At 45.4% G+C, this 22,629-nt stretch carries 18 protein-coding genes and 1 pseudogene; 9 read left to right on the plus strand and 10 right to left on the minus strand.

Annotation, left to right across the window (positions count from 1 at the left end; all coding sequences use genetic code 11):
- Positions 1–48 precede the first annotated feature (48 nt).
- From QUB51_RS16045 to QUB51_RS16060, 4 genes are all read right to left on the minus strand, one after another.
- A complete protein-coding gene (locus QUB51_RS16045) occupies positions 49–432 on the minus strand; it encodes a VOC family protein (protein WP_333262333.1) in 384 nt (127 codons plus the stop codon).
- A 168-nt stretch (positions 433–600) separates the two neighbouring features.
- Positions 601–1,257, minus strand: a complete 657-nt coding sequence (locus tag QUB51_RS16050; RefSeq protein WP_333057535.1) for an MAE_28990/MAE_18760 family HEPN-like nuclease — start codon at positions 1,255–1,257, stop codon at positions 601–603.
- Positions 1,254–2,366 (minus strand): DUF262 domain-containing protein, encoded by a 1,113-nt coding sequence (locus QUB51_RS16055; protein WP_333057537.1) that lies wholly within the window; start codon positions 2,364–2,366, stop codon positions 1,254–1,256. The genes QUB51_RS16050 and QUB51_RS16055 overlap by 4 nt, the downstream gene beginning before the upstream one ends.
- A 201-nt stretch (positions 2,367–2,567) precedes the next feature.
- Positions 2,568–2,693: a hypothetical protein gene (locus QUB51_RS16060; RefSeq protein WP_333262330.1), complete on the minus strand. Its 126-nt coding sequence runs from the start codon at positions 2,691–2,693 to the stop codon at positions 2,568–2,570.
- A 46-nt stretch (positions 2,694–2,739) separates the two neighbouring features.
- Between QUB51_RS16060 and cax the strand changes: the two genes are divergently transcribed.
- Entirely contained in the window at positions 2,740–3,861 is a 1,122-nt protein-coding gene (cax, locus tag QUB51_RS16065; RefSeq protein ID WP_333211288.1) for a calcium/proton exchanger, read from the plus strand.
- A 741-nt stretch (positions 3,862–4,602) separates the two neighbouring features.
- The gene (locus QUB51_RS16070; RefSeq protein WP_333211286.1) at positions 4,603–6,672 is read left to right on the plus strand and encodes a serine/threonine-protein kinase; all 2,070 of its coding nucleotides are present in this window, start codon (positions 4,603–4,605) and stop codon (positions 6,670–6,672) included.
- Between the two features lie 467 nt (positions 6,673–7,139).
- Here the strand turns inward: QUB51_RS16070 and QUB51_RS16075 are convergent, their stop codons facing one another.
- On the minus strand, positions 7,140–7,778 hold the full coding sequence (locus QUB51_RS16075) for a transaldolase family protein (protein WP_333057543.1): 639 nt from the start codon (positions 7,776–7,778) through the stop codon (positions 7,140–7,142).
- A 583-nt stretch (positions 7,779–8,361) separates the two neighbouring features.
- Here QUB51_RS16075 and QUB51_RS16080 point away from each other — a divergent pair.
- Positions 8,362–8,589: a hypothetical protein gene (locus QUB51_RS16080; protein ID WP_333057544.1), complete on the plus strand. Its 228-nt coding sequence runs from the start codon at positions 8,362–8,364 to the stop codon at positions 8,587–8,589.
- A 433-nt stretch (positions 8,590–9,022) separates the two neighbouring features.
- Here QUB51_RS16080 and QUB51_RS16085 read toward each other — a convergent pair whose 3' ends face one another.
- Positions 9,023–9,691 (minus strand): ElyC/SanA/YdcF family protein, encoded by a 669-nt coding sequence (locus QUB51_RS16085; RefSeq protein WP_333233916.1) that lies wholly within the window; start codon positions 9,689–9,691, stop codon positions 9,023–9,025.
- Between the two features lie 101 nt (positions 9,692–9,792).
- Between QUB51_RS16085 and QUB51_RS16090 the strand changes: the two genes are divergently transcribed.
- The 3 genes from QUB51_RS16090 (at position 9,793) to QUB51_RS16100 (ending at position 12,711) form a co-directional block, all read left to right on the plus strand.
- Positions 9,793–10,464 (plus strand): aminotransferase class IV, encoded by a 672-nt coding sequence (locus tag QUB51_RS16090; RefSeq protein ID WP_333057546.1) that lies wholly within the window; start codon positions 9,793–9,795, stop codon positions 10,462–10,464.
- A gap of 104 nt (positions 10,465–10,568) precedes the next feature.
- Entirely contained in the window at positions 10,569–12,017 is a 1,449-nt protein-coding gene (locus tag QUB51_RS16095) for an anthranilate synthase component I (protein ID WP_333262327.1), read from the plus strand.
- A 133-nt stretch (positions 12,018–12,150) separates the two neighbouring features.
- Positions 12,151–12,711, plus strand: coding sequence for a hypothetical protein (locus QUB51_RS16100; protein WP_333057548.1), 561 nt, complete (start codon positions 12,151–12,153; stop codon positions 12,709–12,711).
- A gap of 138 nt (positions 12,712–12,849) precedes the next feature.
- On the opposite strand, the gene QUB51_RS16105 is transcribed toward QUB51_RS16100, so the two are convergent.
- On the minus strand, positions 12,850–14,016 hold the full coding sequence (locus QUB51_RS16105) for a quinone-dependent dihydroorotate dehydrogenase (RefSeq protein ID WP_333057550.1): 1,167 nt from the start codon (positions 14,014–14,016) through the stop codon (positions 12,850–12,852).
- A 230-nt stretch (positions 14,017–14,246) separates the two neighbouring features.
- Here QUB51_RS16105 and QUB51_RS16110 point away from each other — a divergent pair, with 230 nt between their 5' ends.
- The gene (locus QUB51_RS16110; protein ID WP_333233914.1) at positions 14,247–17,168 is read left to right on the plus strand and encodes a GAF domain-containing protein; all 2,922 of its coding nucleotides are present in this window, start codon (positions 14,247–14,249) and stop codon (positions 17,166–17,168) included.
- Positions 17,169–17,572: 404 nt separating this feature from the next.
- On the opposite strand, the gene QUB51_RS16115 is transcribed toward QUB51_RS16110, so the two are convergent.
- On the minus strand, positions 17,573–18,046 hold the full coding sequence (locus tag QUB51_RS16115; protein WP_333211278.1) for an ABA4-like family protein: 474 nt from the start codon (positions 18,044–18,046) through the stop codon (positions 17,573–17,575).
- Positions 18,047–18,224: 178 nt separating this feature from the next.
- Between QUB51_RS16115 and QUB51_RS16120 the strand changes: the two genes are divergently transcribed.
- Positions 18,225–19,235: a leucine-rich repeat domain-containing protein gene (locus QUB51_RS16120; RefSeq protein WP_333262322.1), complete on the plus strand. Its 1,011-nt coding sequence runs from the start codon at positions 18,225–18,227 to the stop codon at positions 19,233–19,235.
- Positions 19,236–19,374: 139 nt separating this feature from the next.
- Here QUB51_RS16120 and QUB51_RS16125 read toward each other — a convergent pair whose 3' ends face one another.
- A complete protein-coding gene (locus tag QUB51_RS16125) occupies positions 19,375–19,746 on the minus strand; it encodes a hypothetical protein (RefSeq protein ID WP_333211274.1) in 372 nt (123 codons plus the stop codon).
- A gap of 46 nt (positions 19,747–19,792) precedes the next feature.
- Here QUB51_RS16125 and QUB51_RS16130 point away from each other — a divergent pair.
- Positions 19,793–20,981 (plus strand): annotated as a pseudogene (locus QUB51_RS16130) (RNA-guided endonuclease InsQ/TnpB family protein).
- Between the two features lie 48 nt (positions 20,982–21,029).
- Here the strand turns inward: QUB51_RS16130 and QUB51_RS16135 are convergent.
- A complete protein-coding gene (locus QUB51_RS16135; protein ID WP_333056358.1) occupies positions 21,030–22,529 on the minus strand; it encodes an NAD(P)/FAD-dependent oxidoreductase in 1,500 nt (499 codons plus the stop codon).
- Positions 22,530–22,629 lie beyond the last annotated feature (100 nt).

The following is a 22,629-nucleotide window of genomic DNA, read 5'->3' on the forward strand; positions in this document are numbered from 1 at the left end:
AAATCACTTATTGCCCCCGCATTTATCTCGCGCAAGTAAATCTAAAATCTAAAATCTAAAATCTAAAATCGATTGACCGTCCGGGTCTCGCAAAAAAGCCCAGTAGCCGATCGGATATCCAGAATCTTTTGGTTCTTCAAGCAATACGCCTTCTTGACGTGCTTTGTCGCAGAGTTCGTCCATATATTCGCGGCTTTTGCAACCTACTCCCAGGTGTGCCAAGGGAGACAGAACGGGATGTACGGAGTCTGTTTGAATTAGCACAATTACAAAAGGGCGAGTGCGATCGGAGAGCCAGACCACAGCAACACCAGTTTCTGCATCGATGCGGCGGTGAACGACCTGCATTCCAGCATACTTGGAGTAGAATTCGATAGTGCGATCGACATCAGAAACGGGCAGTGCGATGTGTGTGAGACCGATATCACTCATATGTTATGTTGCTCCCGTCATATTAGGTTTAAAATCAAGAATTGCCAGTTCCAATATCATAATTTTAATTAGATGCTCGCCACTTTGCCGCTTTCATATCGATTTGTTTTTTGAAAAAATCTAGTTTTTTTGATAGGGCTGATAATTATTGGCTCCTGTTGTCATTATCTAAGGTGAATCCCGCCTAAATTTTTTCTGAATAGCAGCATTTTCTATATCGGTACGAAATATATCGAGCATTCCTATAATTTCTCTGTGTAGCTCTAGATATTCATCCCTATCAAACACCGAATCCTCACCGTGGGCAATTTCGTTCCTTGTCTTTAAAAGCTGGGTATCAATTAATGGCGATTTAGTAGAGTATATTGAAAAGTCAATTCCTAGAGTATAAGTTATTTCTTTTAAAACCTCAGAGTTTAAATTCGATCCAGTAGATATTGCATCTTTAGGTTTAGGTAGGATAGATCTCTGATTTAATTCGGAAAGAAAAAATTCACAAACAGGTATATACAATGATGGCTTATGTGTCTCTTTTGCCTTTTTAAGTTTTTCTTTCATAGCCAAAGCTAAAAAATTACTAGAAAGCTTTTGATACGTAAGCTTTTGTGAGATAACATATTCTAGATAAGAGTTTGCTGCTAACTTGACAAAACCTTCCCAATGGGAATAGAGAATACATACTCCACTCCGAACTAATACTTTATGTCTTTGGTCAGAAACATTTTTCGCTTCTATCAAAGATTTCATTTCTGACAGTTCCTTCTTTCGCCAAGCAAGATCCGTTGCCAATCTATCGATTAATTGTTCCGGTGTTTGGATGCTCATGAAGGGGAAAAGACCTCTCTACCAAGCGGAATAAGATACGGTAAGCGTCTTGCTGCATTCACTCCAGCTCCCGACCATTGTTTATAAGTTGGATGTGACCAAATACTTTTTATACGATTAGGTAATTGGTCTGTTGGAACCGGATTTTGATAGTTGTATCCAATTCCTAATGCTATTACCTCATATGCCGATAAGAGAAAGCCTCCCAGGAATTTATCATTCTCCGATTTATATCGCTTGAAGCTGTCTTCTCCCATAGCTTCATTAAGCATACTGAATGCCACATCAAACGCTGTCTCTATGTGGGTGCTGTCCAAATCTTTTTTAATAGCCATTTCATACATTCTAGCCGTTAGAAACTCGCTAACATCACCGCCCAGCGTTAGAAGACTTGCATAATCTATATCGAAGAAAAGAATAAAACGCAATACTAATTCCATATCATACTGTTCTTCATAAAGTCTATCGCTCAAAGCAATGCAGCTTTTAAATGAATGGCGATTCGCAAGTGAACGCATTAAATTATATAAATCTTTATTCAACATTAAAAGAATGCAATTTCTTACTTCTTGCGGTGTAGCAATCGATCCTCCTGTATTCAGCCGCTGAAAAAGCTCATATTTAATCATTTCATCACTTTCTTTTGCAACAATATTGACGGATATTTTGGTTCTTTTTATCAATAAACGCTGCGCCTGAGTTAAAGAGTTATCTTTATCGTCAGGATCGTTCCATTTTTTACCTTTTAACGAAGGTAAGTAAGTTGTTTCTTGTAAGGCGATAGCAGAAAATGTATCTTGCTCTTGATTGTCTGGTTTCAAAATACCTACAAATTCATATATGGTTGAGAGTCTCTGCAAACCATCGATCACATCCCAAATCCCATCATCTCTTTGACTGACAAAAATTGGTGGGATCGGTATACCTAAAAGAATTGATTCTATAAACCTGGATTTTTGAAAATCCGACCAACGAAAAAGCCTTTGAAATTCTGGGTGAATATCGATTTCCTTACTCTCATAAAGACTGATCCACTCGCCAATAGACATTGAGTAGCTATCTGTCCGAATTTCTTGCCTTGTTCTTTCAATCTCTTCTTGTAGAGGCATGGCTGAAGCAGTCCTAAGTATTATGTATAGCTATACTTGCAGAATGGCAATATTTAAAGATTATATCACGCTTACGAACATCTGAAAAAACGATCGCCCAGAAATAGTCAACTTTGCTCTCAAGACAATGCGGAAGCTGATGCGATCGATCGGGTAGAATACAAAAATCCATTGAACCGATCGGCTAAACAAATCGCTCTCTTAGTTTGTCACATCCGTGAAAGCCGCAATGCAGCGATCGCCCGTTAGCGAAGCTTGCAGAAGAGGATCGCCCACCCCCAGCTTTAAGCAAACACCCAAATCCCTCACCCTCACCCTTTTTTTCATTTGGTCACAGGCTATGATTGACGGTTGGCAGCTTTTGAGAATCTAAATGCTAAACACAAATACAATTATTTCCAGCCTGCTGTTATTTATCCCAGTTTCCATCGCCGGACACTTTCTCGGCTGGGAATCCTCCACAATCTTCGTCACCTCGGCTTTAGCCATCATCCCTCTAGCCGCGTGGATGGGGACGGCCACCGAAGAAATCGCCGTCGTCCTCGGTGCCAATTTGGGGGGTTTGCTGAACGCTACCTTCGGAAATGCCACGGAACTGATTATCGGCATCGTCGCCCTCAACGCCGGACTAATAGATGTTGTCAAAGCCAGCATCACCGGTTCAATTATGAGCAACCTGCTGCTGGTGATGGGATTGGCGATGCTGCTGGGCGGCTTGCGCTACAAAGAACAAGAATTTCAGCCGACAGTCGCCCGGTTGAATGCTTCAGCGATGAACTTAGCCGTGATTGCCATTTTGGTGCCAACTGCAGTTAATGCCACCTCTATTGGCATCCCTCCGCAAACTATGCAGAACCTCTCTAGCGCTGTTGCTATAGTCCTGATTGTCGTCTACGTGCTGACGCTGCTGTTTTCGATGAAAACCCACAGTTATCTGTACGATGCGGGGGTAGCAGAAATAGAAATGCTGGAAGATTTAGCCGAAAATAACTTAGCACCAGAGGGTCCTGACCACAAAGTCAATCTGCCGCTGTGGATTGGGGTGCTGTTGGCCTGTACCCTGATGGTAGCTGTCGAGTCGGAACTGTTGGTGGGTACTCTGGAAGAAGCGACGGCGCGTTTGGGGCTGACATCACTGTTTACCGGGGTGATTTTAGTGCCGATTATTGGCAATGCAGCCGAACATACGACGGCGGTGACGGTGGCGATGAAAAATAAAATGGATTTGTCGGTTTCTGTGGCCGTGGGTTCGAGTTTGCAAATTGCTTTGTTTGTTGCGCCGGTGTTGGTTTTGGCAGGTTTTGTCTTGGGCCAACCGATGGACTTGAATTTCAACCCGTTTGAACTTGTAGCAGTTGCGGTGTCGGTGCTGATCGCCAATTCTATCAGTTCTGATGGCAATTCTAACTGGCTAGAAGGTACTTTGCTGTTGGCAGCTTATACGGTTTTGGCGCTGGCGTTCTACTTCCATCCGGTAATTGAGGGACTTGTTTAAAAGGCTTTCTTGTGCTGAAGGAAGAGGGAAGAGGTTCGAGGGAAGAAGGCAGATTTTTTCACTCCCTCACTCGTTCACTCTCCCACTCTCACTTCTTTCTTCGAGAGTGGTGGTTGCGATCGTACAATTGAAATGTGGATGCTCTCTCGTTATTATTTCTGGTCTGTTTGTACATTATGTGCTGCGATCGGGGATTTGTGACCTCGATCGGCTGTGACAAATAACAAAACCTTTGGCCTCAAGCCGATCGTTCGATCGCACTGCCCCGGTTATACAAAAACACGGGATGCTGAAGTCAAGCAAGACTAAAGCCTCCCTCGACTTCAGAGACGTTGGAAGATTTCAATCAAGGGTGCTCATGAGTCTTTTACTAGGTGTGCTACGATCGTCATAAGTTGAAAATTGAGTTGGACTCAGTAAACGACGGTCGATTTAAAACTGACCAGCCTATAAAAAGGTCGAACGGGATACCACGATTCGTTAAATTGGTTGAAAATAATGGTTAAACAATGGCTAAAAGCTTCGACAATAATAAATAGTTGTAGAGACTTCAAAAATAGGGTGCTGCTCCACCCGAATTTACGCCTGTGGACAAGTAAGAGCCGACTCTCTTGGCAGAAGCAGGAATCAGACCCTCTAGAAAATACTTCTAGTTGAATGGTGAAACTTAGATAAGTTTAGCCAACTTTTGTAGAGCAGTGTCAAAGTAAAACTTGATAGAGCAACCTCAATCAGGGTTATGTGGCTTCTGTGAGTTATTGCCTCAATCCCAAATGCCCGAATCCCTCCGATCCAGCCAACTCTGGCAAATCCGCGTGTATCCACTGCGGGTCAGAACTTTTGTTGCAAGGTCGATATCGGCTAGTCGCGCCTCTCGGAGGCGGCGGCTTTGGCAGAACATTTGAAGTGGACGACAACGGCGCCCGAAGAGTGCTCAAAGTCCTGCTCAAAGAACATCCCAAAGCTGTAGAACTGTTTAAGCAAGAAGCCGACGTATTGGTCAGGCTCAGACATCCAGGTATTCCAAAAGTCGATCGCGACGGTTATTTTATATTTACGCCAGCTCACAGCACAGAGTCTTTTCACTGTCTGGTGATGGAGAAAATTGCTGGGGCCAATTTGCAAGACTGGCTGAAACATCGGGGCCGCCCGATCAGTCAAGAACAAGCTGTAAACTGGCTCAAACAACTGTCGGAAATTTTAGACCAAGTTCACCGCCTCAACTATTTCCATCGGGATATCAAGCCGCACAATATTATGTGCAAGCCAAACGGGCAGTTAGTGCTGATTGACTTCGGGACTGCTCGGGAAGTTTCGGCGACTTATTTCGCTAAGGTGGGCCAGGGGCAAAATGTGACTGGTATTGTTTCCCCAGGCTACACGCCGCCGGAACAAACAAATGGCAAGGCTGTTCCGCAGTCGGATTTTTTTGCTCTGGGGCGCACTTTTGTTTATTTGCTGACTGGAAAGCCGCCGACTGCGTTTCCAGAGAACCCGCGCACGGGCAGATTAATGTGGCGCAAAGGAGCACCTCAAGTTTCCGACTCCGTGGCTAATGTGATCGATTATCTGATGGCGCCTTTTCCGGGGAATCGACCTCAAAGTCCCCAGATGGTTTTGCAGTGCTTGGAGGAAATTAATCTCGACGGCGCAGAAACTCAGGTGCCGACTCAGTTGCCGACGACGGGGCAAACTAAAATTCGCACAACTGCCGGGGAGGGTGGGGCGAAGAAACAGAGCTCCATAAACCGCCTCAGACCTCTGAATTCGGGATTGAACAAGACCCAGAAAGATGTTTTTGATTGGAAAAAGAAGTTGCTGGCGGGCACGGCTGTTTTGATGGTGAGTATTGGCGCGTCTCAAATTTACGGTTCGCTGCGTTACGGGGTGTTTCCGGCAAACCCCGTGTGGCTGCTTTCGACTTTACCTACCACTCATTTTTTGCAAAGAAGTTTGGATAATGTCGGGAGTGTAAATGCGATCGCCCTGTCGCCTGACGGTCAAACTTTGGTAAGCGCAAGCTTTGGGACGATTAGAATTTGGAATGTGAGGACGGGACGCCTGGTGCGGACTCTTAATTCGGTGCATTCTAAAAAATCGGTCAACACGCTGGCGGTGAGCCCGAACAGCTCGATTTTGGCCAGCGGCGGCGGCGATAATAATGTGATTCTCTGGGATTTGAAGACGGGGCGACGGATGCGGACGATTGCCGCTCACAAAGCAGCCGTCAATGCGATCGCTTTTAGCAGGGACGGTCAAACTCTCGCTAGCGGCAGCGATGACAAAACTGTTCGCTTGTGGAATGTCAGAACCGGCAGCAGGTTGCGGACTTTGAGCGGCCACGCGGGGGGAGTAAACGCGATCGCTTTGAGCCGGGATGGTAAAACTCTCGCTAGCGGCAGCCAGGACAAGACTGTGCGTTTGTGGAATCTCGGTACCGGAGAAGTCAGAAGAATTATCACAGGTCACGGGGGCCCGGTTAATGCTGTGGCTTTTAGCCCCAACGGGCAAATTGTGGCTAGTGCTAGCACCGACAATACGATCCGTTTGTCGAACGTACAAGACGGGAAGCGCACCCGCACTTTTAAAGGGCATTCGAGCTGGGTGAGGACGATCGCCTTTAGCCCGGACAGCCGCACTTTGATCAGCGGGGGCGGAGATATTATAGTTTGGGATTTGAAGACGGGAAAAGAAAGAAGCAGTCTTTCGGGTCACAGTCAGTTTGTGAGTTCGGTTGCTATTTCCAGAGATAGCAAGACTTTTGTGAGCGCCAGTCCCGATCGCACTATTAAGATTTGGCGAATGCCATAGTCCTACTATTTTAGATTTTAGATTTTAGATTTTAGATTTGAGATTTGGTAATGACTGATTTTGTAAGGTTTGAAGTAATGGCTTATAGTTGCATTGTTTTTTTGAGTGGTATCAATAGTCATTAGGAATGAGAATTAAATAACTTCCACTCTTGAAAGTGGGATGGGCTCTTATAGCCCATCCAAAAAAGACGGGCTATAAGAGCCCATCCCACAATAACAATTAAAATTGTAAGTTATTTAATTCGCGCTCCTTAGTTAGTATTCCTCACTCATCAGTCTTATCAAATAGGGTGACTCGGAATTTACCCTGCAAGCTAGAGTCCCGCTCGTGAGCTATCATCGAGAGCAGGACGCTCGCACGATCGGCATCATTCGGATGTTAGCCTATTTGATATTAGTGATTCAAAACCCATACCAATTACCCACTAGGAATTCGCAATTTGCACTTTTCACATAAATTTGGTATTATCCCAAAATTCCCCGCCCGTTTTGGGCAAATTCATCAACTGTTTGCTGGGATAATTCGTGAACTGCGATCGCCTGCAACACATCAAAAGGCAATGTTAAATGATGGGCGCCAGCTAATAATGTCTTCACCGCTTCTTCCGGCGATTTAATGCTAGCTGCCAAAATCTCAGTATTACTTCTGTGCAACACATTTGCCATATCCCGCACTAAGGCAAAACCGTCTCCCAACAATCTGGTGGCGCGATTCACGTAGGCGATCGCATATTTAGCCCCCGCTTCTGCTGAAACAACGGCCTGGGCCGCACTGTAAATAGCTGTCACCGCGCAAGGAATGGACGGTGACAAATGCGCGACTGCTTGAAAACCAGCCGCCGTTGCGGGAACTTTCAACACTGTTTGCTGTCCAATTAATTCAAAAGCCGCTTTTCCTTCTGCTACCATGCCATCAACATCAGATGCCATTAGCTGATAATACACTTCCCCTGGAATCAGTTGTGCCAGTTGTTTAAGGGTTTGCTCAGGAGATAACTCACTTTTTGCCAAAAGTGTCGGATTAGTAGTAATTCCCGCTATCCATCCGAACTTGCTCGCCCGTGCGGCTTCCGCTACAATTGCAGTATCAACATAAATTGCCATCGGCTCTACACCTTCAGTTTGTTAATAATTTCCAGACACTTGCTTGCAGATTGAGATAAATCCGAGCAAAATTAATTGTTAAGCTTTAACAATATCAGAATCTTGGAAATATTACTGTTAAGTAAATATAACAATTCAGTGATGTGCATCATCAGTAGTAGTGTGTGAGTTTTGAATTTAACAGGACTTAGGCTCAGAAATCCCGTTTCTTACAAAAAATTCGTTGACGACGACATATCTGTGAACAAATCGGCTTTCTGAGGAAAATTGGCTAAGTGCTATTTAAGATAGCTAACAACTGACATCCCAATTTTTAAGTCAGTTGGTAACTGCGATTGTCGGGTACGGAAAACTTGACAATTCCCGCATCCAGGATACCCGCCACGTGATTCATCCGTGGAGAAATCAAAAACCTGTATCCGAGAAACTTGCCGAACGTATTTATCTCGCGCAAGTCAATGCTTCAATCTAAAATCTAAAATCTAAAATCTAAAATCGATTGACTCGCCAAATCCCGGATACAAATAAATTACATTTGTATTAAGGGTTATGTATGCAATAACTCCAGGATGTGACTCAGAAAATGACCGAAGAAAAAAATCAGCAGCCACAAGTCAGCCTTGAGACATCTTCTGAACAACCTCAGTTGGAAAAACCAGCAGAAACTGCTGAAGAATTGTCGAAAAATCTTAAGTCTGAAACTCTGTCTCAATTGGTTGAAAATAACGCCGAAGAGCGTTTGAAGGCTCTAGGCCGCTTAATGATGGTGAGCCTAACTTGGTCGCTGGCGGGGCTTTCCAAACGCGAGTAAGTTATGGAACACTACCGGAACGAGCGAGTTATGATTGATGAGTTGTGTCGGGACTTTGGTTTAACTCAAAACTTACAACTCCCGGACTTAGGAATGAGAATTAAATAACTTCCACTCTTGAAAGTGGGATGGGCGTCCCGCCCGTCCAAAAAAGACGGGCGGGACGCCCATCCCACAATAACAATTAAAATTGTAAGTTATTTAATTCGCGATCCTTACCTGATGTCCAGTTAGTTGTAAGAAAATCCGTTTTTAGTGAAGACTTTAGTCCTTGTTTTAAGGACTAAAGTCTTCAACATATCACTCATATCATGTCCGCTCGATTAACCATAATATCCTGGTCTGGGCGGGTTTTTGAGATTGTCCTTTGTTGGCAGGTATTGTTGGCTCACGGGCCCCTACAAAAATCACGGTCGCTCGACTGGACATGATATCATAACTTTTCTTGAATTCCTTCAAACGGCCCCAAAAAAGTCGGTTCGGGACGGGTAACGCGCACTTCCCAAAGCGCTTTGATGACTGCCAAAAATTCGCGGAAAGTGTAGCGAATCATGCCCTTTTGGCGAAATTTGCCCCAATCCGGCGTTCCTAAGCCGATCGCCTTTATGCCCAACCGGCGACAGGTATAAACAGCGCGGGCTAAGTGAAAGTTTTGGGTAACTAAAACAGCCTGCGTTATGCCAAAAATCTCTTTCGCCCGGTAGCAACTTTCATAGGTACTAAATCCGGCATAATCGAGAACGATATTATTAATCGGTACGCCCTGGGCTTCGGCGAAGTCCTGCATTGCTTGGACTTCGTTGTAATCGACGGTGCTATTGTCTCCTGTCATCAAAAGTTTGTCCACTCGCCCCGCTTTGTACAAATCGACGGCTGCTTGCACTCGATCGGCTAACATGGGGCTTGGAGTGCCGTCTTCCCAAAGTCCGGCACCAAAAACTATAGCAATGGGTTCAGCAGGCACGTTAGCTATATCGCTGTGGCGGTAGTTGCGGGTAACAAATCGGACGTAGTAGTTGAGCGCTAGGGGTGTGAGCACTGAGGTTAATATTAACAGCCCGATGGCAAGGCGCCATTGAAATATAAAGGATTTAGGCAACATAAATTCAAGTTAACTTCCTATATAATTACACGAACAGGCCGCTTCGCGGGTCTAATAATTGTCTTGTTCCCGAATTTACATTATATTATATTGACAAAAATATGATTCAACACCAGCCAAACTTTGAATTGCTGGAATCACTTTTATGGGAACCCAAAAACGGCTATTTTTTGCTAGACAGACATCTTCAAAGATTAGAGCGATCGGCTGATTATTTTAAATTTTCCCTATCGCTAACAGAAACAAGCAAAGCTTTACAAGCATTAAGTATGACTTGCGGGTCAGTCAAACACAAAATACGGTTAACAATATCTTGTGAGGGAAACATAACGTTACAAGCTCAGACACTAGATAGCGGTATCTTAAAAATCGGTGCATCTGTGGGAATTGCCCGCCAACCGATCGATTCTCAAAACCCATTTCTTTACCACAAGACAACTTACCGATTGCCTTATACAATGGCTTTGGAGTCGCAGCCCCAATATCAGGATGTCTTTCTGTGGAATCAAGATGGAGTTATCACCGAATCCACGATCGCCAATATCGCGATCGATACACCCGCAGGTTTAATCACACCTCCCCTCAAGTGCGGTTTATTACCGGGGACGTTTCGTTCTCAACTTTTAGAGGAGGGAAAAATCAGAGAAGAATTAATTACCTTAGATGATTTGCAAAGAACCAAAACTATATTTCTCATTAACTCCGTTAGGGGTTGGATACGCCTCAAAAAAGAGGCAAGCGGAGATATTTGGAAAGTTGTAAATAATGGCTGAGATAACGCTTTAAATCGATTTTAGGAGGGGGCCAATTGTGCACCTTACTACAGAATTGACATTTTGCGTAATTCCTGAAAGTGTTAACCAGAGTGCAATCTATTATGAAACAAATACAACCTTGGCATTGGCGACAGCTTCCCCTAAATCAGCGCAGCGGATCGGAGATTTTTCAAATTTTATTTCTCGGTAAAACCGCCGGTGCAGGCTCAATATCGGAGTGTTTCCCCCGCGAGATGGCTGTTCTGCTAGAAAGTCCAGTTACATCTTCTACTAACTTGGCACGATATTCTATTTGTGCAGGTTCTCCCCGGATAATTGACGGTCAATCTCAGCTATGGACACCGCCAGTCGGGGAAATTTTACCTTTTTTGCGCGCTCTTTTGGACTCTCAAGAGCAAAATTTAGCAGTGAATGTACCGCCGGAAATTCCTTTTACGGGGGGTTGGTTGGGATGGCTAGGTTATGATTTAGCATGGGAAATCGAACACCTGCCCCAACTCAATACCGATCCGCTTCCTTTCCCGGTTAGCTGTTGGTACGAACCAGAATCTTTTGCGGTTTTAGACCATCAAACGCAAATTCTCTGGTTGGCTGCGAGTCAACCTTCTCAACTCGATGTTATGCAGCATCAATTAGAGCAAACCAAGGGAGAAATAATCCAGAATAATTTACCGGAAAATTATCAACAAAATTCCGCTACTCCTATTTTCCAATTATCTCAGAGTGAGTATAAAGAAATAGTGCGAAAAGCTCAGAAGTATATTCATGCAGGCGATATTTTTCAGGCTAATTTATCTTTGCGGTTTGAAGCCCGTACAGATTGCAGTAGTTGGTCAATTTACCGCGCTTTGCAACGGATCAATCCTTCGCCTTTTGCAAGTTATTGGCAAACTCCGTGGGGGGCGATAGTTAGTTGTTCGCCGGAAAGACTGGTTCAATTATTAGGAAAAAAAGTGGATACTAGACCGATCGCGGGAACGAGACGGCGAGGTTTAACCTGCATTGAAGATGAGCAGTTAGCACGGGAATTAATAGAGAATATCAAAGAAAGAGCAGAACATATTATGTTAGTTGACTTAGAGCGCAACGATATCGGGAGGGTGTGTGAATGGGGTTCGGTAAAAGTTAACGAATTTCTGACTATTGAACGCTACAGTCACGTGATGCACCTCGTCAGTAATGTTATCGGTACATTAAGAGGAGATTGCGACGCGATCGACTTAATTCGAGGGGTATTTCCGGGCGGTACGATTACAGGTTGCCCGAAAGTGCGCTGTCTGGAAATCATCGAAGAATTGGAACCCGTGAAGCGCAATTTATTTTACGGTTCCTGCGGTTATTTGGACTGGCGCGGGAACCTGGATTTAAATATTTTGATTCGCACCCTTTTATATGCACCAAAAAGTGACGGTACAACCGGGGGAGTTGTTTGGGGACAGGTGGGTGCGGGGATTGTTGCTGATAGCGATCCAGAAAGGGAATGGCAGGAGTCGCTGCAGAAAGCTCAAGCTCAAGTTAATGCTTTGAAATTAGCGGAAATATTTGATTAGATGCGTGTTAGATAAATCGAGTTGTTAAGATTGTTGAAGATTTTGAACGCCGATTTACTTTTGATGCAATACTAATTAAAATCGATCGAAACCAAAAGATTTTTTGTAGTATTAATGTTAGGGAACTGTTGGTATGGTGTTGCCTGATACTTTTTTTAGCGATCGCACTGTGAGTCAGATTCTGGGTGAACTCATGGATATTAGACGAGACTGCCAAAGCTGGTTAGCTGTTGGAGAAGCTCACTATCACGATCGCAAAGGAAAAGCAGAAGCAATTAACAAAGCCCCTGAATGGCTGATTCCTGTGTATCATCCTCAACGAGGCACAATCAACTGCTATAAAGACTGTCTAAACATCAGCAAGTTGTATGAAGCTGGCTGGACATATATAGACGGTAAATTGATAGTGGCAGTTTATTCAACCGTTGACCTTTGTCGAGGCTATCCGGTAGATATTTCCTTACTTGAAAACTACTTGCCTCCCCTGCAAAAATACGGTGTTCCTATGATGATTTTTCCCTTCAAGCGAGAGATAATTCTCCAGGAAAAAATCATCTATGAAACGGAATCTGCCTACGGAACGAAAAGCCAGCTTGTTGATGTCGCTCAAGTTCAAGATATGATACCTAGGGCGTGGTACGATCGAGATTATAAAGTTTTGATCAAATACAGCGATCGGCTAGTGCCTTTATAGGGAAATTTGAAGAGTTAATCAGATGCTAAAGGTGGCGGCGATTATTTCCGGGAGTGGATGGCTGCTCAATGCACTGATCGAGGGGTGCAACAAGGGTAATATTGATCGGGCTTCCTGCCCAAGACTTGCTTTTCACTCCTATGTGTATTGATTGTCCGAACCTACTGCCTCAGAAATAGAACTAAATCCGCGTTTTTCTAACTTTTGCAGCAAACCTTGGAGAATCCGACGCACCATCCAAGGCCCTTCGTAAACCCAACCGGTGTAAACTTGAATTAAACTCGCACCGGCGGCTATTTTTTCCCAAGCATCTTCGGCGGTGAAAATGCCACCAACTCCAATTATGGGTAATTCGCCTTTTGTATATTGCCAGATAAATCGGATTACTTCTGTCGATCGCTCCCGCACAGGAAGCCCGCTAATTCCCCCGGCTTCTTCGGCGATTGGTTTGCCTGTTTCTGGCAATATTTGTGTTTTCAATCCGTCGCGGCGGATGGTGGTATTGGTGGCGATAATTCCTGCTAATTGGTAGGTTTTTGCTAAGTCGAGGATAGATACGAGATCCTCGGACTCCAAATCCGGCGCAATCTTGACTAAAATGGGCTTGATTCCCTGATTTTCTTGTTGCAAGATTTCCAAAATTGTGCTAAGCCCAGCAGCATCTTGGAGCGATCGTAACCCCGGCGTATTCGGAGAGGAAACGTTGACTACAAAATAGTCGCCCCAATCTTTCAGCAGCTTAAAACTCTCCAAATAGTCGGCTGCTGCCTGCTCTAACGGTGTTACCTTAGATTTACCGAGATTGATGCCCAAGGGGAACGGAGACTGAGGCATGGGGCCCTGGGCATCGAGTGGGGACTTTTTCTGTGCTGCCTGAAACCGGGCTGCCATTGCCGCGGCTCCTTGATTGTTAAATCCCATGCGGTTGAGGGCTGCACTGTCCTCCGTCAAGCGAAACAAGCGAGGTTGGGGGTTTCCCGGCTGTGGTTGACAAGTGACAGTGCCAAGTTCGGCAAAGCCAAAGCCAAAATTTGCCCAAATATCGGCAGCTACGCCGTTTTTATCAAATCCGGCGGCCAAGCCGACAGGATTGTTAAAGCTCAGTCCCCACAAAGATTGTTCGAGGCGAGAATCTTGGACTCCCAAAGATTTCTGCAATCGAGAGAGCATTTGGCTGGTGGCGGGGTTTGACTGGGTTCTGGCTGCAAGTTCAAGAACTTGGAGAGTGCGGTTGTGCAGCCACTCGGCATCGGTTTTCAATACGGAAAACAACAGCGGGCGTACACTTGATTGATAAATATCCAATGATTTGTACTGGGGCAATTTACAAATGAGAAAGGAGAAGGAAAATAAAAATATTCACGAGCAGGCAGGGAAGGCGAAGTTTTTACTTCAACCTCGATCGACTTTATCCAATGTTTGAGACTGAAGGATAAGTGAGACGATTATATTATAAGTTGACTCTTTGGCATTTTAATTTTTTGAATCTTTAAGTTAGTAATTTTAAATTAGACAAGGTGCGGGGAAGCTTGGAAATGGGGCAGCAGCAAAGACCAAAGGATTTAGACGAACAAATCGCGACCCTAGAACGCGTTCTCCAGACTCTCCGAGAAGAGGAGAATGTGGAAGTGCTACTTTCGACCACACTCGGTTACTTGCAAGCGGAATTTGACTGGGGTTTGATTTGGATCGGGTTGTACGATCGACAGGCCCACAGATTGTTCGGGAAAGGCGGCATAACTCCTAACGGCGACCAGTCTTTTCTCAAACAGCGGTTTGCCCTCAGCCCAGGGGATTTGCTGGAACAAGTGGTGATTCAGCTCCGGCCGGTGGGAGTCCCGGATTTGCGATCGGAAAACCGAGCCGGAGAATGGCGCAAAGCAGCTCAAACTTTCAATATTCAAGGCACGACTCTGTTTCCGCTGCGCTACAAAGACCGCTGCTACGGCGTGATTTTGCTCGGAACTGAGGTATGGGGAGCGTCGCCCAAGTCGGGGGAAAAAACCCAGTTGGCGATCGTATTTGGAGCGCTGGCAACTGCTCTTTACCAAATAGAAAAAGACTGGCAGCGACAACAAGTTAAACACCCAGATGAGTCTCTTTTAGCGCTGATTTCGCAGTTGGGGGAATTGCGATCGCTCGACCAATACTTGCAAGCGGTGGTAGAACAAACTCATGAATTTATTGAGCCGACGCGCACCAATGTTTATTGGTTCGAGCGAGAGCGGCGCTATTTTTGGCGCAGAGTCAGCAACCGCGAAGTTACTCCGGGTTTGAGCGGGCCGGGCCGAGCGGCTTCGGGCATCACCGTCCAAGACTTGGGCGAATTTTATCAGGCTTTGGGCAGGGAAGAAATGGTTTGGATCGGTGAATCTCAAAGTTCTCTGAAAACTGAGCTGACAGGGCGGTTGATGCAGCAAATCCGCGCTCGCTCTCTGTTGGCTGCGCCGATTGTTTCGGAAGGGGAATTGTTGGGATTTTTGGCAGTCGAAGCCGGCGAGCCCCGGATTTGGCAAGACAATGAAAAGCATTATCTGCGGGGAGTGGCGCAGTTAGTGGCTCTGACGGCTCCTGTGTCGGAGATGGAGGAGAAAATTCAGCAAATTGAGATCGATCGAGATTTAACTGCCGGAATAGCTCACGCCATCTACAGCGATGCTGACTGGGAGACGACTTTGAAAAATACCGCCGAACAGTTGTGCGATCGGCTCAAATGCGAATACTTTTTGCTGCTGCTGTACGGCGAAGAACAAAATCGCTTTGAAATTGTCTGCCAAAATCTGCCCCGCAACCGCAGGGCAGTGCCGTCGCCACTCAACGCCCTGGATGTGGCTGACGTGGGGCTGTTGCAAGCAAGTGCACCTCTGGCTATTGAAAATTGGGAGGAAGATGGGCGGTTGGGCGCTTGGCGGGAAGTGTTGGGGGAAGCTGGGGTGCGATCGCTGTTGGCATCGAGCACTAGGGCGAAAAAGTCCGAGGGAGAAAACCCCAATCTCAAATCGAAAATCGCCAATCGCAAATCGATCGAGGGTTTGCTGGTTGTCGGACACAGTGCAACTCGCACTTGGAGGCGATCTGAGCAAGAATTAGTTCGGCTAGTGGGCGAACAACTCGGATTGATCCTGCACTCGTGGCAGCAGAGTTCGGCAATCGACAAATATCAGCAATTTGAGCGATCGCTCAAATCGGGTTTGGCGGTTTTGCACCATTCTCCTGATGAGCAATCTGAGCAAGAGATATCTGCTGCTTCACCGCCGATGTTCCCAGAGTTGCCGCTACAAAAGCTCGATCGTAACTTTGCTCAACACGTTTCCCAGACAATTTCCTGTCCTTTAGTAGCCGTAATTACTTGGAATCCCGGTGATGAGGAAGGTTCGATCGTGGCGACGGTAGCTGCTAATCCCGTATTTGCCCTCAATCCCGAGGCGGTGATTCCTGTCCAAACAGATGCTTTGATCCAACAAACCCTGGCTGCTAACTGCGTGGTGCAACAGAGCACGAGCCAACTGCCACTGGCGACAAAGCGGTGGCTACGCAGTCCGGGAATTGGCGAGATTATGACGGTGGCGCTGCGGACGGCCCCAGAACACGCTCCGGTGGGCATTGTGGTGGCTGCAGACGCTCCGGGCCGCCAGTGGTCGGAGTTGTCGGTGAGTTTACTTAGCTCGATGGCGTCTCAGTTGGCTTGGTGGCGCAGGTATTTGGCGGTGCAATCGATCCAGGAGTCGCAGCGATTGGATCTAGAGTTGCTCAACTGGTACAAACAACGCCGTTTTGAGGAGTTTTACCGCACTGTGGGAGCGGGGGTGAAGGAGTTGGGGGAGTTGAGTCAGTCGATTTTGCAGTCGGCGAAGGAACAAAAGGATGCTCTGAAAATTTTGCGCTACCAACAGGTTTTGCGGCAAATTGGCAATGCTTTGGGGTCAACTCATTTGCTGCTGAAACAGGAACATTGGCGGCTGCAATTCGCACAAGATGCGGTGCCTGTGAGCGCTTGGCTGAGACGATCGCTCGATCGAACGGCCCCCCTGGTCAAACACTCGAAAGTCTTGCTGGATGTGCACAGAGAAGCTGCTGTGTCTATGCCGGCCGGTCAGACTTTGAGCGTTCGCGGGGACAGCATCAAGCTGGATTTGATTCTGTGCGAATTGCTGGCGACGGCTTGCAGGCGCTCTGCTGTTGGTGCCAAGATTGAGATTCGCTCTGAGTTGTTGGGGGAAGATTTGTTAGAATTGTCTGTGATCGATAGCGGCGCGTGCGATCGACAGTTAATTGCTGCCTTCAACGGCGGTTCCGAACCCGATATATTAGCGGTTGCTAATTCCCATAGGTCGATCGTGCAAAATCTCTTAATTTGTCAGCGAGCAGTACGCTTAATGGGGGGAAACTTTTCTCTAGAAATGTTAGAAAACAATTTAATTGTCGCTCGTTTAGTGCTGCCCCTAGCCAATTCTTAATCTGGTAAAATTTTGTAAAAGTTCCAAGCTGCGATCGAGGATTGTAGGGGCGGGTTTCACCAACAATAATTGCCTAAAACCCATAATTTTCTAAACCCGCCCCCACCCAACAGTAAACCGCCATCTACCTCTTTCAAAATACAAGGGACGGATTTAGCTAATACAGCCTCTTCGGTGGTTCATGAAGTACACTATAAATATATTGTGTGGTGTTAATCTGTAGGGTGCGTATCTGCAAAATATTGGTCGATAAAACTTACAGATTGACGGGTGTATCCGCACCTTACACGGGCTAGAAAATTGTGTGTACCACATCTACATGGAATATGCTGTATCTATATTGTTACTGATATCTTGCGCCATTCTTAGGAACGAACGGGCAGGAGAGCCCGTTCCACAATACATCAATTTTCTTGCGGGTGAACCGGAGAAACCCCCCCTGAAAGACTTTCAGAACTCGGGAAAAACCTTTGAGTAATCCAAGCAGTTACAATATGAGAAAGCAATCCCATCGGCCCAGCAAAAAAACACAAAGCCAAAGAATGAACCGTCCAAACTCCTGTCCGCTGTCCTTCCAAATAAATCCAGCGCCCGACAAACAAGTCCATCACTAAAAAATGTATCCATCCCGTAGCCGCCGCCGTTTCCTCCCCCAGAAACTTAGCAATATCTGCTAACTTAGGATTCGACAAAGCAGCCGCATTTTCCGCCGTCAGACTGCTACCAAACAAATATATGTACAAAACGGCGAGCACTGCAAACGGAATAAAGGAATTCATCACTTTTCGGGTAATTCCCCAGTTGGGTAATAAAATCATAATTGCCCAGAAAGGCACAACGAACAGATTACCGGCATTAAAAATTAGTTCTGGTGTCATAGTTGGCTCTTGGCTCCTGCGAAGGCAATGCAATTAACGATGTTAAGATTACTTTACACAATTTTTGCTAAAATTTCTCAAAACCCGAAAAAAATCTCATTCACCAATGAAATATAATTGCTATACTTATCTAAAATTTCAAATCTCGCATCTAAACTCGATTAAGGCAGCACAGCTTATGATAAGTTATAATAACTTTACCGATTGGTGCAAGCACAAAGAAAACATCTCTTCAGGCGCCAAACATACCGTAGACATACTGTTGCAAATATCAGACACCGCCGAGTGCGATCGAGCTAACGAACTGCTTTCTAATACAACAGAACTTAACCTCAAAAATCTTCAAATTACCGATATCAGCCCCCTCTCATCTTTTACTCAACTTACTACTCTCATCCTCGGCAGTAATCAAATATCTGACATCGCTCCCCTGCAATCTTTAACTAACCTGAAAGCTCTGGTTATAGATGTCAATCAAATATCAGATATCCGTCCGCTTTCCTCTCTAATAAATCTGACTATACTCGTTCTGGATACCAATCAAATCTCAGACATCAGTCCCCTGGCATATCTAACTAATCTTACCGCACTTGTCTTGTTTGACAACAAAATTTCAGACATCGCTCCGGTGCAAAAGTTAACTAACTTAAATGCGCTGATTCTCTACAACAATCAAATTTCCGATCTCGCTCCTCTGGCAAATTTAACTGAACTCCAGACACTCTACCTTTATAATAATAAAATATCGGATATCACGCCGCTGGCTTCCTTAAAAAATCTCAAGACGCTGTTTCTGTTCGGAAATGAAATATCTGACATTACTCCGTTGAAATCTTTAACTAATTTAAATAAATTGGTTTTATTCCAAAATCAAATATCAGATATTAGTCCTTTGACATCGCTGACTAATTTAATTGAACTCAACCTCGGTAACAATCAAATATCAGACATCAGTCCGCTGAAATCGTTAACTAATTTGACTGAACTTTATTTGTTCAACAATCCGATTTCGGATAGCAGCGCGCTACAAGCTTTAAATAATTTATTTTTACTAGACTTGTACAACAATCAAATCTCGGATATCAGTTCCCTGCAATCTTTGCAAAAGTTGACTACGCTGGACTTGCGCGGCAATCCCATTGTTAATAAAATTTGCCCTGTCAATCCTGAATCTATCTGTCGGTTTTAATTAATTATTAAGACCGAGGCAAGATGGCAGTTTATAGAGTATAATGTTTAACGTCAATATCAGGAGAAAGTGATGAGCGGACACGATGCTTTGATGTTAGGATTGCTGCTGTTGCCAGGTTTGGCTTTGTCGATCGCAATTATGGGCGCTTTTGCCGCTGGTGGATAATCAGTTTTGGCAGCAGGGAGATTTTGTAAAAAGTAGTTTTTTCCTCGTTTTCCTCGTTCCCAGGAAGAGCCTGGGAACGCATTTCACTATTGCTCTGCCTCCTGTTTTTTTGCAAGCGAGGCAGAGCCTCTGGATCTCGGTTCCCAGCCAGAGCCAGGGAACCAGTTAATTTTCCTTCTCCCTTCTTCCTTCTTCCTTCTTCCTTCTTCCTTCTTCCTTCTTCCTTCTTCCTTCTTCCTTCTTCCTTCTTTCTTCTTCCTTCGCTTACCAAAAAATCGGGTCTAAAGCCCCCTCCTTCTAGGACGGCTTTAATTCCCACAATGTGTGAATAATTGTTAAACATACAGATTTGCAAGTAAAAGTCTTTGTAGAAGTGGTAGGCTATTCCAATGATAGTTTTAGAGTTTAAGTTAAAGGGCAAAACGGAGCAGTATCGGATCATCGACGACATGATTCGGACGGCTCAATTTGTCCGAAACAAAACTCTTAGGTATTGGATAGAAAATCAAGGAGTTAAGTTAGTAGACCTGTACAAACAATGCGCCATCATGGCAAAAGAGTTTGAATGGGCAGGCAAGCTTAATTCGATGGCACGTCAGGCTTCGGCAGAACGTGCCATTTTTGCTATCCAACGTTTCTTTGCTAATTGCAAAGCCAAGAAACCAGGGAAAAAGGGATACCCGCAGTTCAAGAAACATACTCGATCCGTTGAGTATAAAACTTCGGGTTGGGAATTTTCTACCGACAAAAGATGCTTGACACTTAAGGATGGTTTTGCTGCTGGAAGGTTTAAGTTAATCGGTAGTCGGGACTTGCATTTTTATGCACCCAGTGAGATAAAGCGAATCAGAATTGTGCGTCGTGCCGATGGCTACTACGCACAATTTTGTATCAATGCGGAACGAAAAGAGGAATTCGTTTCTACTGGTGAAATTATTGGAATAGACGTTGGACTAAACCATTTCTATACTGATAGCGATGGCGAAACAGTTGCCAACCCTCGATATCTCCGTAAAAGTGAAAAAGCTTTGAAGAGATTGCAGAAGCGAGTTTCTCGAAAAAAGAAAGGATCGGGTAATCGGAAGAAAGCGATCAACAAGTTAGGAAGAAAACATCTGAAGGTCAGTCGGCAGCGTAAAGACTTCGCCATAAAGACGGCGTTGTGCGCGGTAAAATCTAACGATTTTGTAGCCTACGAAGACCTTCATGTGCGGAATATGGTCAAAAATCACAAGCTTGCTAAATCTATTAGCGATGCAGCGTGGTCACAAACTTGATCATTATTTGGAGTATTTTGGAAGAGTGTACAGCAAAACAATAATTGCTGTGGCTCCTCAGTATACTTCTCAAACCTGTTCAAATTGTGGAAATCTTGTTAAGAAAACGCTGTCAACTCGAACCCACATTTGTGGTTGCGGTACGATATTGGATCGCGATCACAACGCCGCGAATAACATTTTGGCGAAAGGGTTGAAGCAGGCAGGAGTTGGCTTTAATTTAAATACGGTGGGGCACACCGAAATCAAAGCTTGGGGACAGACCGATCTCTACTCAATGGTGGCAGCAAAACAGAGATAAGTTCGACTGATTGATCCAAGAATCCCCGCGCCTTCAGGTCGGGGAGTGTCAAAAAAATTGTGCTGTCACATCGGAATTTACCAAAGTATTCGCGCACAAAATACCCGATGCTGCGACAGCGGGCACGCCAATTCCCGGCATGGTGCTGTCTCCCACGCGATACAAGCCTTTGACTGGTGTTTGCGGCCCGGGAAATGTGCCTTTTCCGGCGGCAATTGCAGGCCCGTAAGTTCCTTGATATCGATGCAAAAATCGGGCGTGGGTTAGCGGTGTGCCGATCGACTCTAAGACTATCCGCGATCGCAAATCCGGTATAATTTTTTCTAAAGCTTGAAACAGAGATTGCGATCGCTCTTGCTTTTTCTGCTGATACAATTCGCCATATTCCCAACCTTCGTAAGGTTCCAATGTATAAGCGTGAATGGCGTGATGTCCGGGCGGCGCCAGAGTTTCATCCCACACTGTAGGAATCGAAATCATGCAAGTATTTCCGGGTACTGTAATGTCAATCTTGCTGTCGTGAACGACGACGTGGTGGCCGGTCAAACCTTCGAGTCCTTCGGCTTTAATTCCTAAATGCAGGTGCATGAAACTGTCTACTGCTGGCATCGACAAAGCGTTTTTTCGGTAGCTTTTCGGCAAATCTTCAGGCCGCAGTAATTTTGTATAAGTATCCCAGATTGTGGCATTGGAAATGACAATTGGGGCGCGGATAATTTCGCCATTTTTCAAGCGAACGCCAGTGGTTTTGCCGGATTCAACTAATATTTGCTCGACGGGAGCTCCCAGGCGCAATTTTCCTCCCCAGCGCTGCAAGCCTCTGACTAAAGCATCGACGATCGCACCGCTGCCACCTACAGGATATTCGATCGCACAGCGCGATCGTTCGCCAATCATAAAAGCTATTTCCGGCGCGACAGTTCCGTGCGCTTTCAAACCAGACAGCAAAAAGCACTCCAAATCGATCAAACGCCGCACCCAAGGGTCACGCACGTCCCGATCCATCAAGGAACCTGCTGAACCCGCGATCGCACCTACTAGCGGCAACAGCTTCAGCAAAGCAGGCGAGTACCGAGACAGCAAAACAGGTATCAACTGCCAGTCGGATCTCAGCGCTAAAGCCGGAATTCCACGCAAAGCTTCATACAAAACTAATAAATTTTGTTGAAATTGCTGTAATTCTACAGCACCTTGCGGTGCGAATTTAGCTACAGCATCTAAGTAACTTCTCGCATCAGCATAAATCGGTAAACTTCCCTCTGGAAAATGGTAATGCCCCAGCGGATCGTAAGAAATTGCAGCGATCGATTCCTCCAAAACATCAAAAACTTGCCGCAAAGGATTGAACGAGCGGGAGTCAGTCAAACCGCAATAAAAAGAAGGCCCCGAATCAAAGTGAAATCCCCGGCGCGAAAAGCTGTGAGCTGCCCCGCCCGCTATGATGTGGCTCTCGCAGACGAGCACCTGCTTCCCGTAGCGAGCTAGCATCGAGCCTGCGACTAAGCCCCCAATACCGCTCCCAATTACGATCGCATCAAAGTCTTGCATTTATCAAATGTGGTATAATTGTATTATTTCTTGCTAAGTGTTGACCCGCCCAAAAACGGGTACCGTGCCACCTACGCTCCTGAGTGGAGATACTAAAATT

Origin of the sequence: Microcoleus sp. AT8-A3 (assembly GCF_036705675.1) — a bacterium.
In the GTDB taxonomy this organism is placed as follows: domain Bacteria; phylum Cyanobacteriota; class Cyanobacteriia; order Cyanobacteriales; family Microcoleaceae; genus Microcoleus.

Bases quoted from the DNA above. Each gene is read 5' to 3' on its own strand.
- QUB51_RS16045 (WP_333262333.1), bottom strand. From the start codon at position 432: ATGAGTGATATCGGTCTCACACACATCGCACTGCCCGTTTCTGATGTC.
- QUB51_RS16050 (WP_333057535.1), bottom strand. From the start codon at position 1,257: ATGAGCATCCAAACACCGGAACAATTAATCGATAGATTGGCAACGGAT.
- QUB51_RS16055 (WP_333057537.1), bottom strand. From the start codon at position 2,366: ATGCCTCTACAAGAAGAGATTGAAAGAACAAGGCAAGAAATTCGGACA.
- QUB51_RS16060 (WP_333262330.1), bottom strand. From the start codon at position 2,693: ATGAAAAAAAGGGTGAGGGTGAGGGATTTGGGTGTTTGCTTAAAGCTG.
- cax (WP_333211288.1), top strand. From the start codon at position 2,740: ATGCTAAACACAAATACAATTATTTCCAGCCTGCTGTTATTTATCCCA.
- QUB51_RS16075 (WP_333057543.1), bottom strand. From the start codon at position 7,778: ATGGCAATTTATGTTGATACTGCAATTGTAGCGGAAGCCGCACGGGCG.
- QUB51_RS16080 (WP_333057544.1), top strand. From the start codon at position 8,362: ATGACCGAAGAAAAAAATCAGCAGCCACAAGTCAGCCTTGAGACATCT.
- QUB51_RS16085 (WP_333233916.1), bottom strand. From the start codon at position 9,691: ATGTTGCCTAAATCCTTTATATTTCAATGGCGCCTTGCCATCGGGCTG.
- QUB51_RS16090 (WP_333057546.1), top strand. From the start codon at position 9,793: ATGATTCAACACCAGCCAAACTTTGAATTGCTGGAATCACTTTTATGG.
- QUB51_RS16095 (WP_333262327.1), top strand. From the start codon at position 10,569: ATGAAACAAATACAACCTTGGCATTGGCGACAGCTTCCCCTAAATCAG.
- QUB51_RS16100 (WP_333057548.1), top strand. From the start codon at position 12,151: ATGGTGTTGCCTGATACTTTTTTTAGCGATCGCACTGTGAGTCAGATT.
- QUB51_RS16110 (WP_333233914.1), top strand. From the start codon at position 14,247: ATGGGGCAGCAGCAAAGACCAAAGGATTTAGACGAACAAATCGCGACC.
- QUB51_RS16115 (WP_333211278.1), bottom strand. From the start codon at position 18,046: ATGACACCAGAACTAATTTTTAATGCCGGTAATCTGTTCGTTGTGCCT.
- QUB51_RS16120 (WP_333262322.1), top strand. From the start codon at position 18,225: ATGATAAGTTATAATAACTTTACCGATTGGTGCAAGCACAAAGAAAAC.
- QUB51_RS16125 (WP_333211274.1), bottom strand. From the start codon at position 19,746: ATGTTTAACAATTATTCACACATTGTGGGAATTAAAGCCGTCCTAGAA.
- QUB51_RS16135 (WP_333056358.1), bottom strand. From the start codon at position 22,529: ATGCAAGACTTTGATGCGATCGTAATTGGGAGCGGTATTGGGGGCTTA.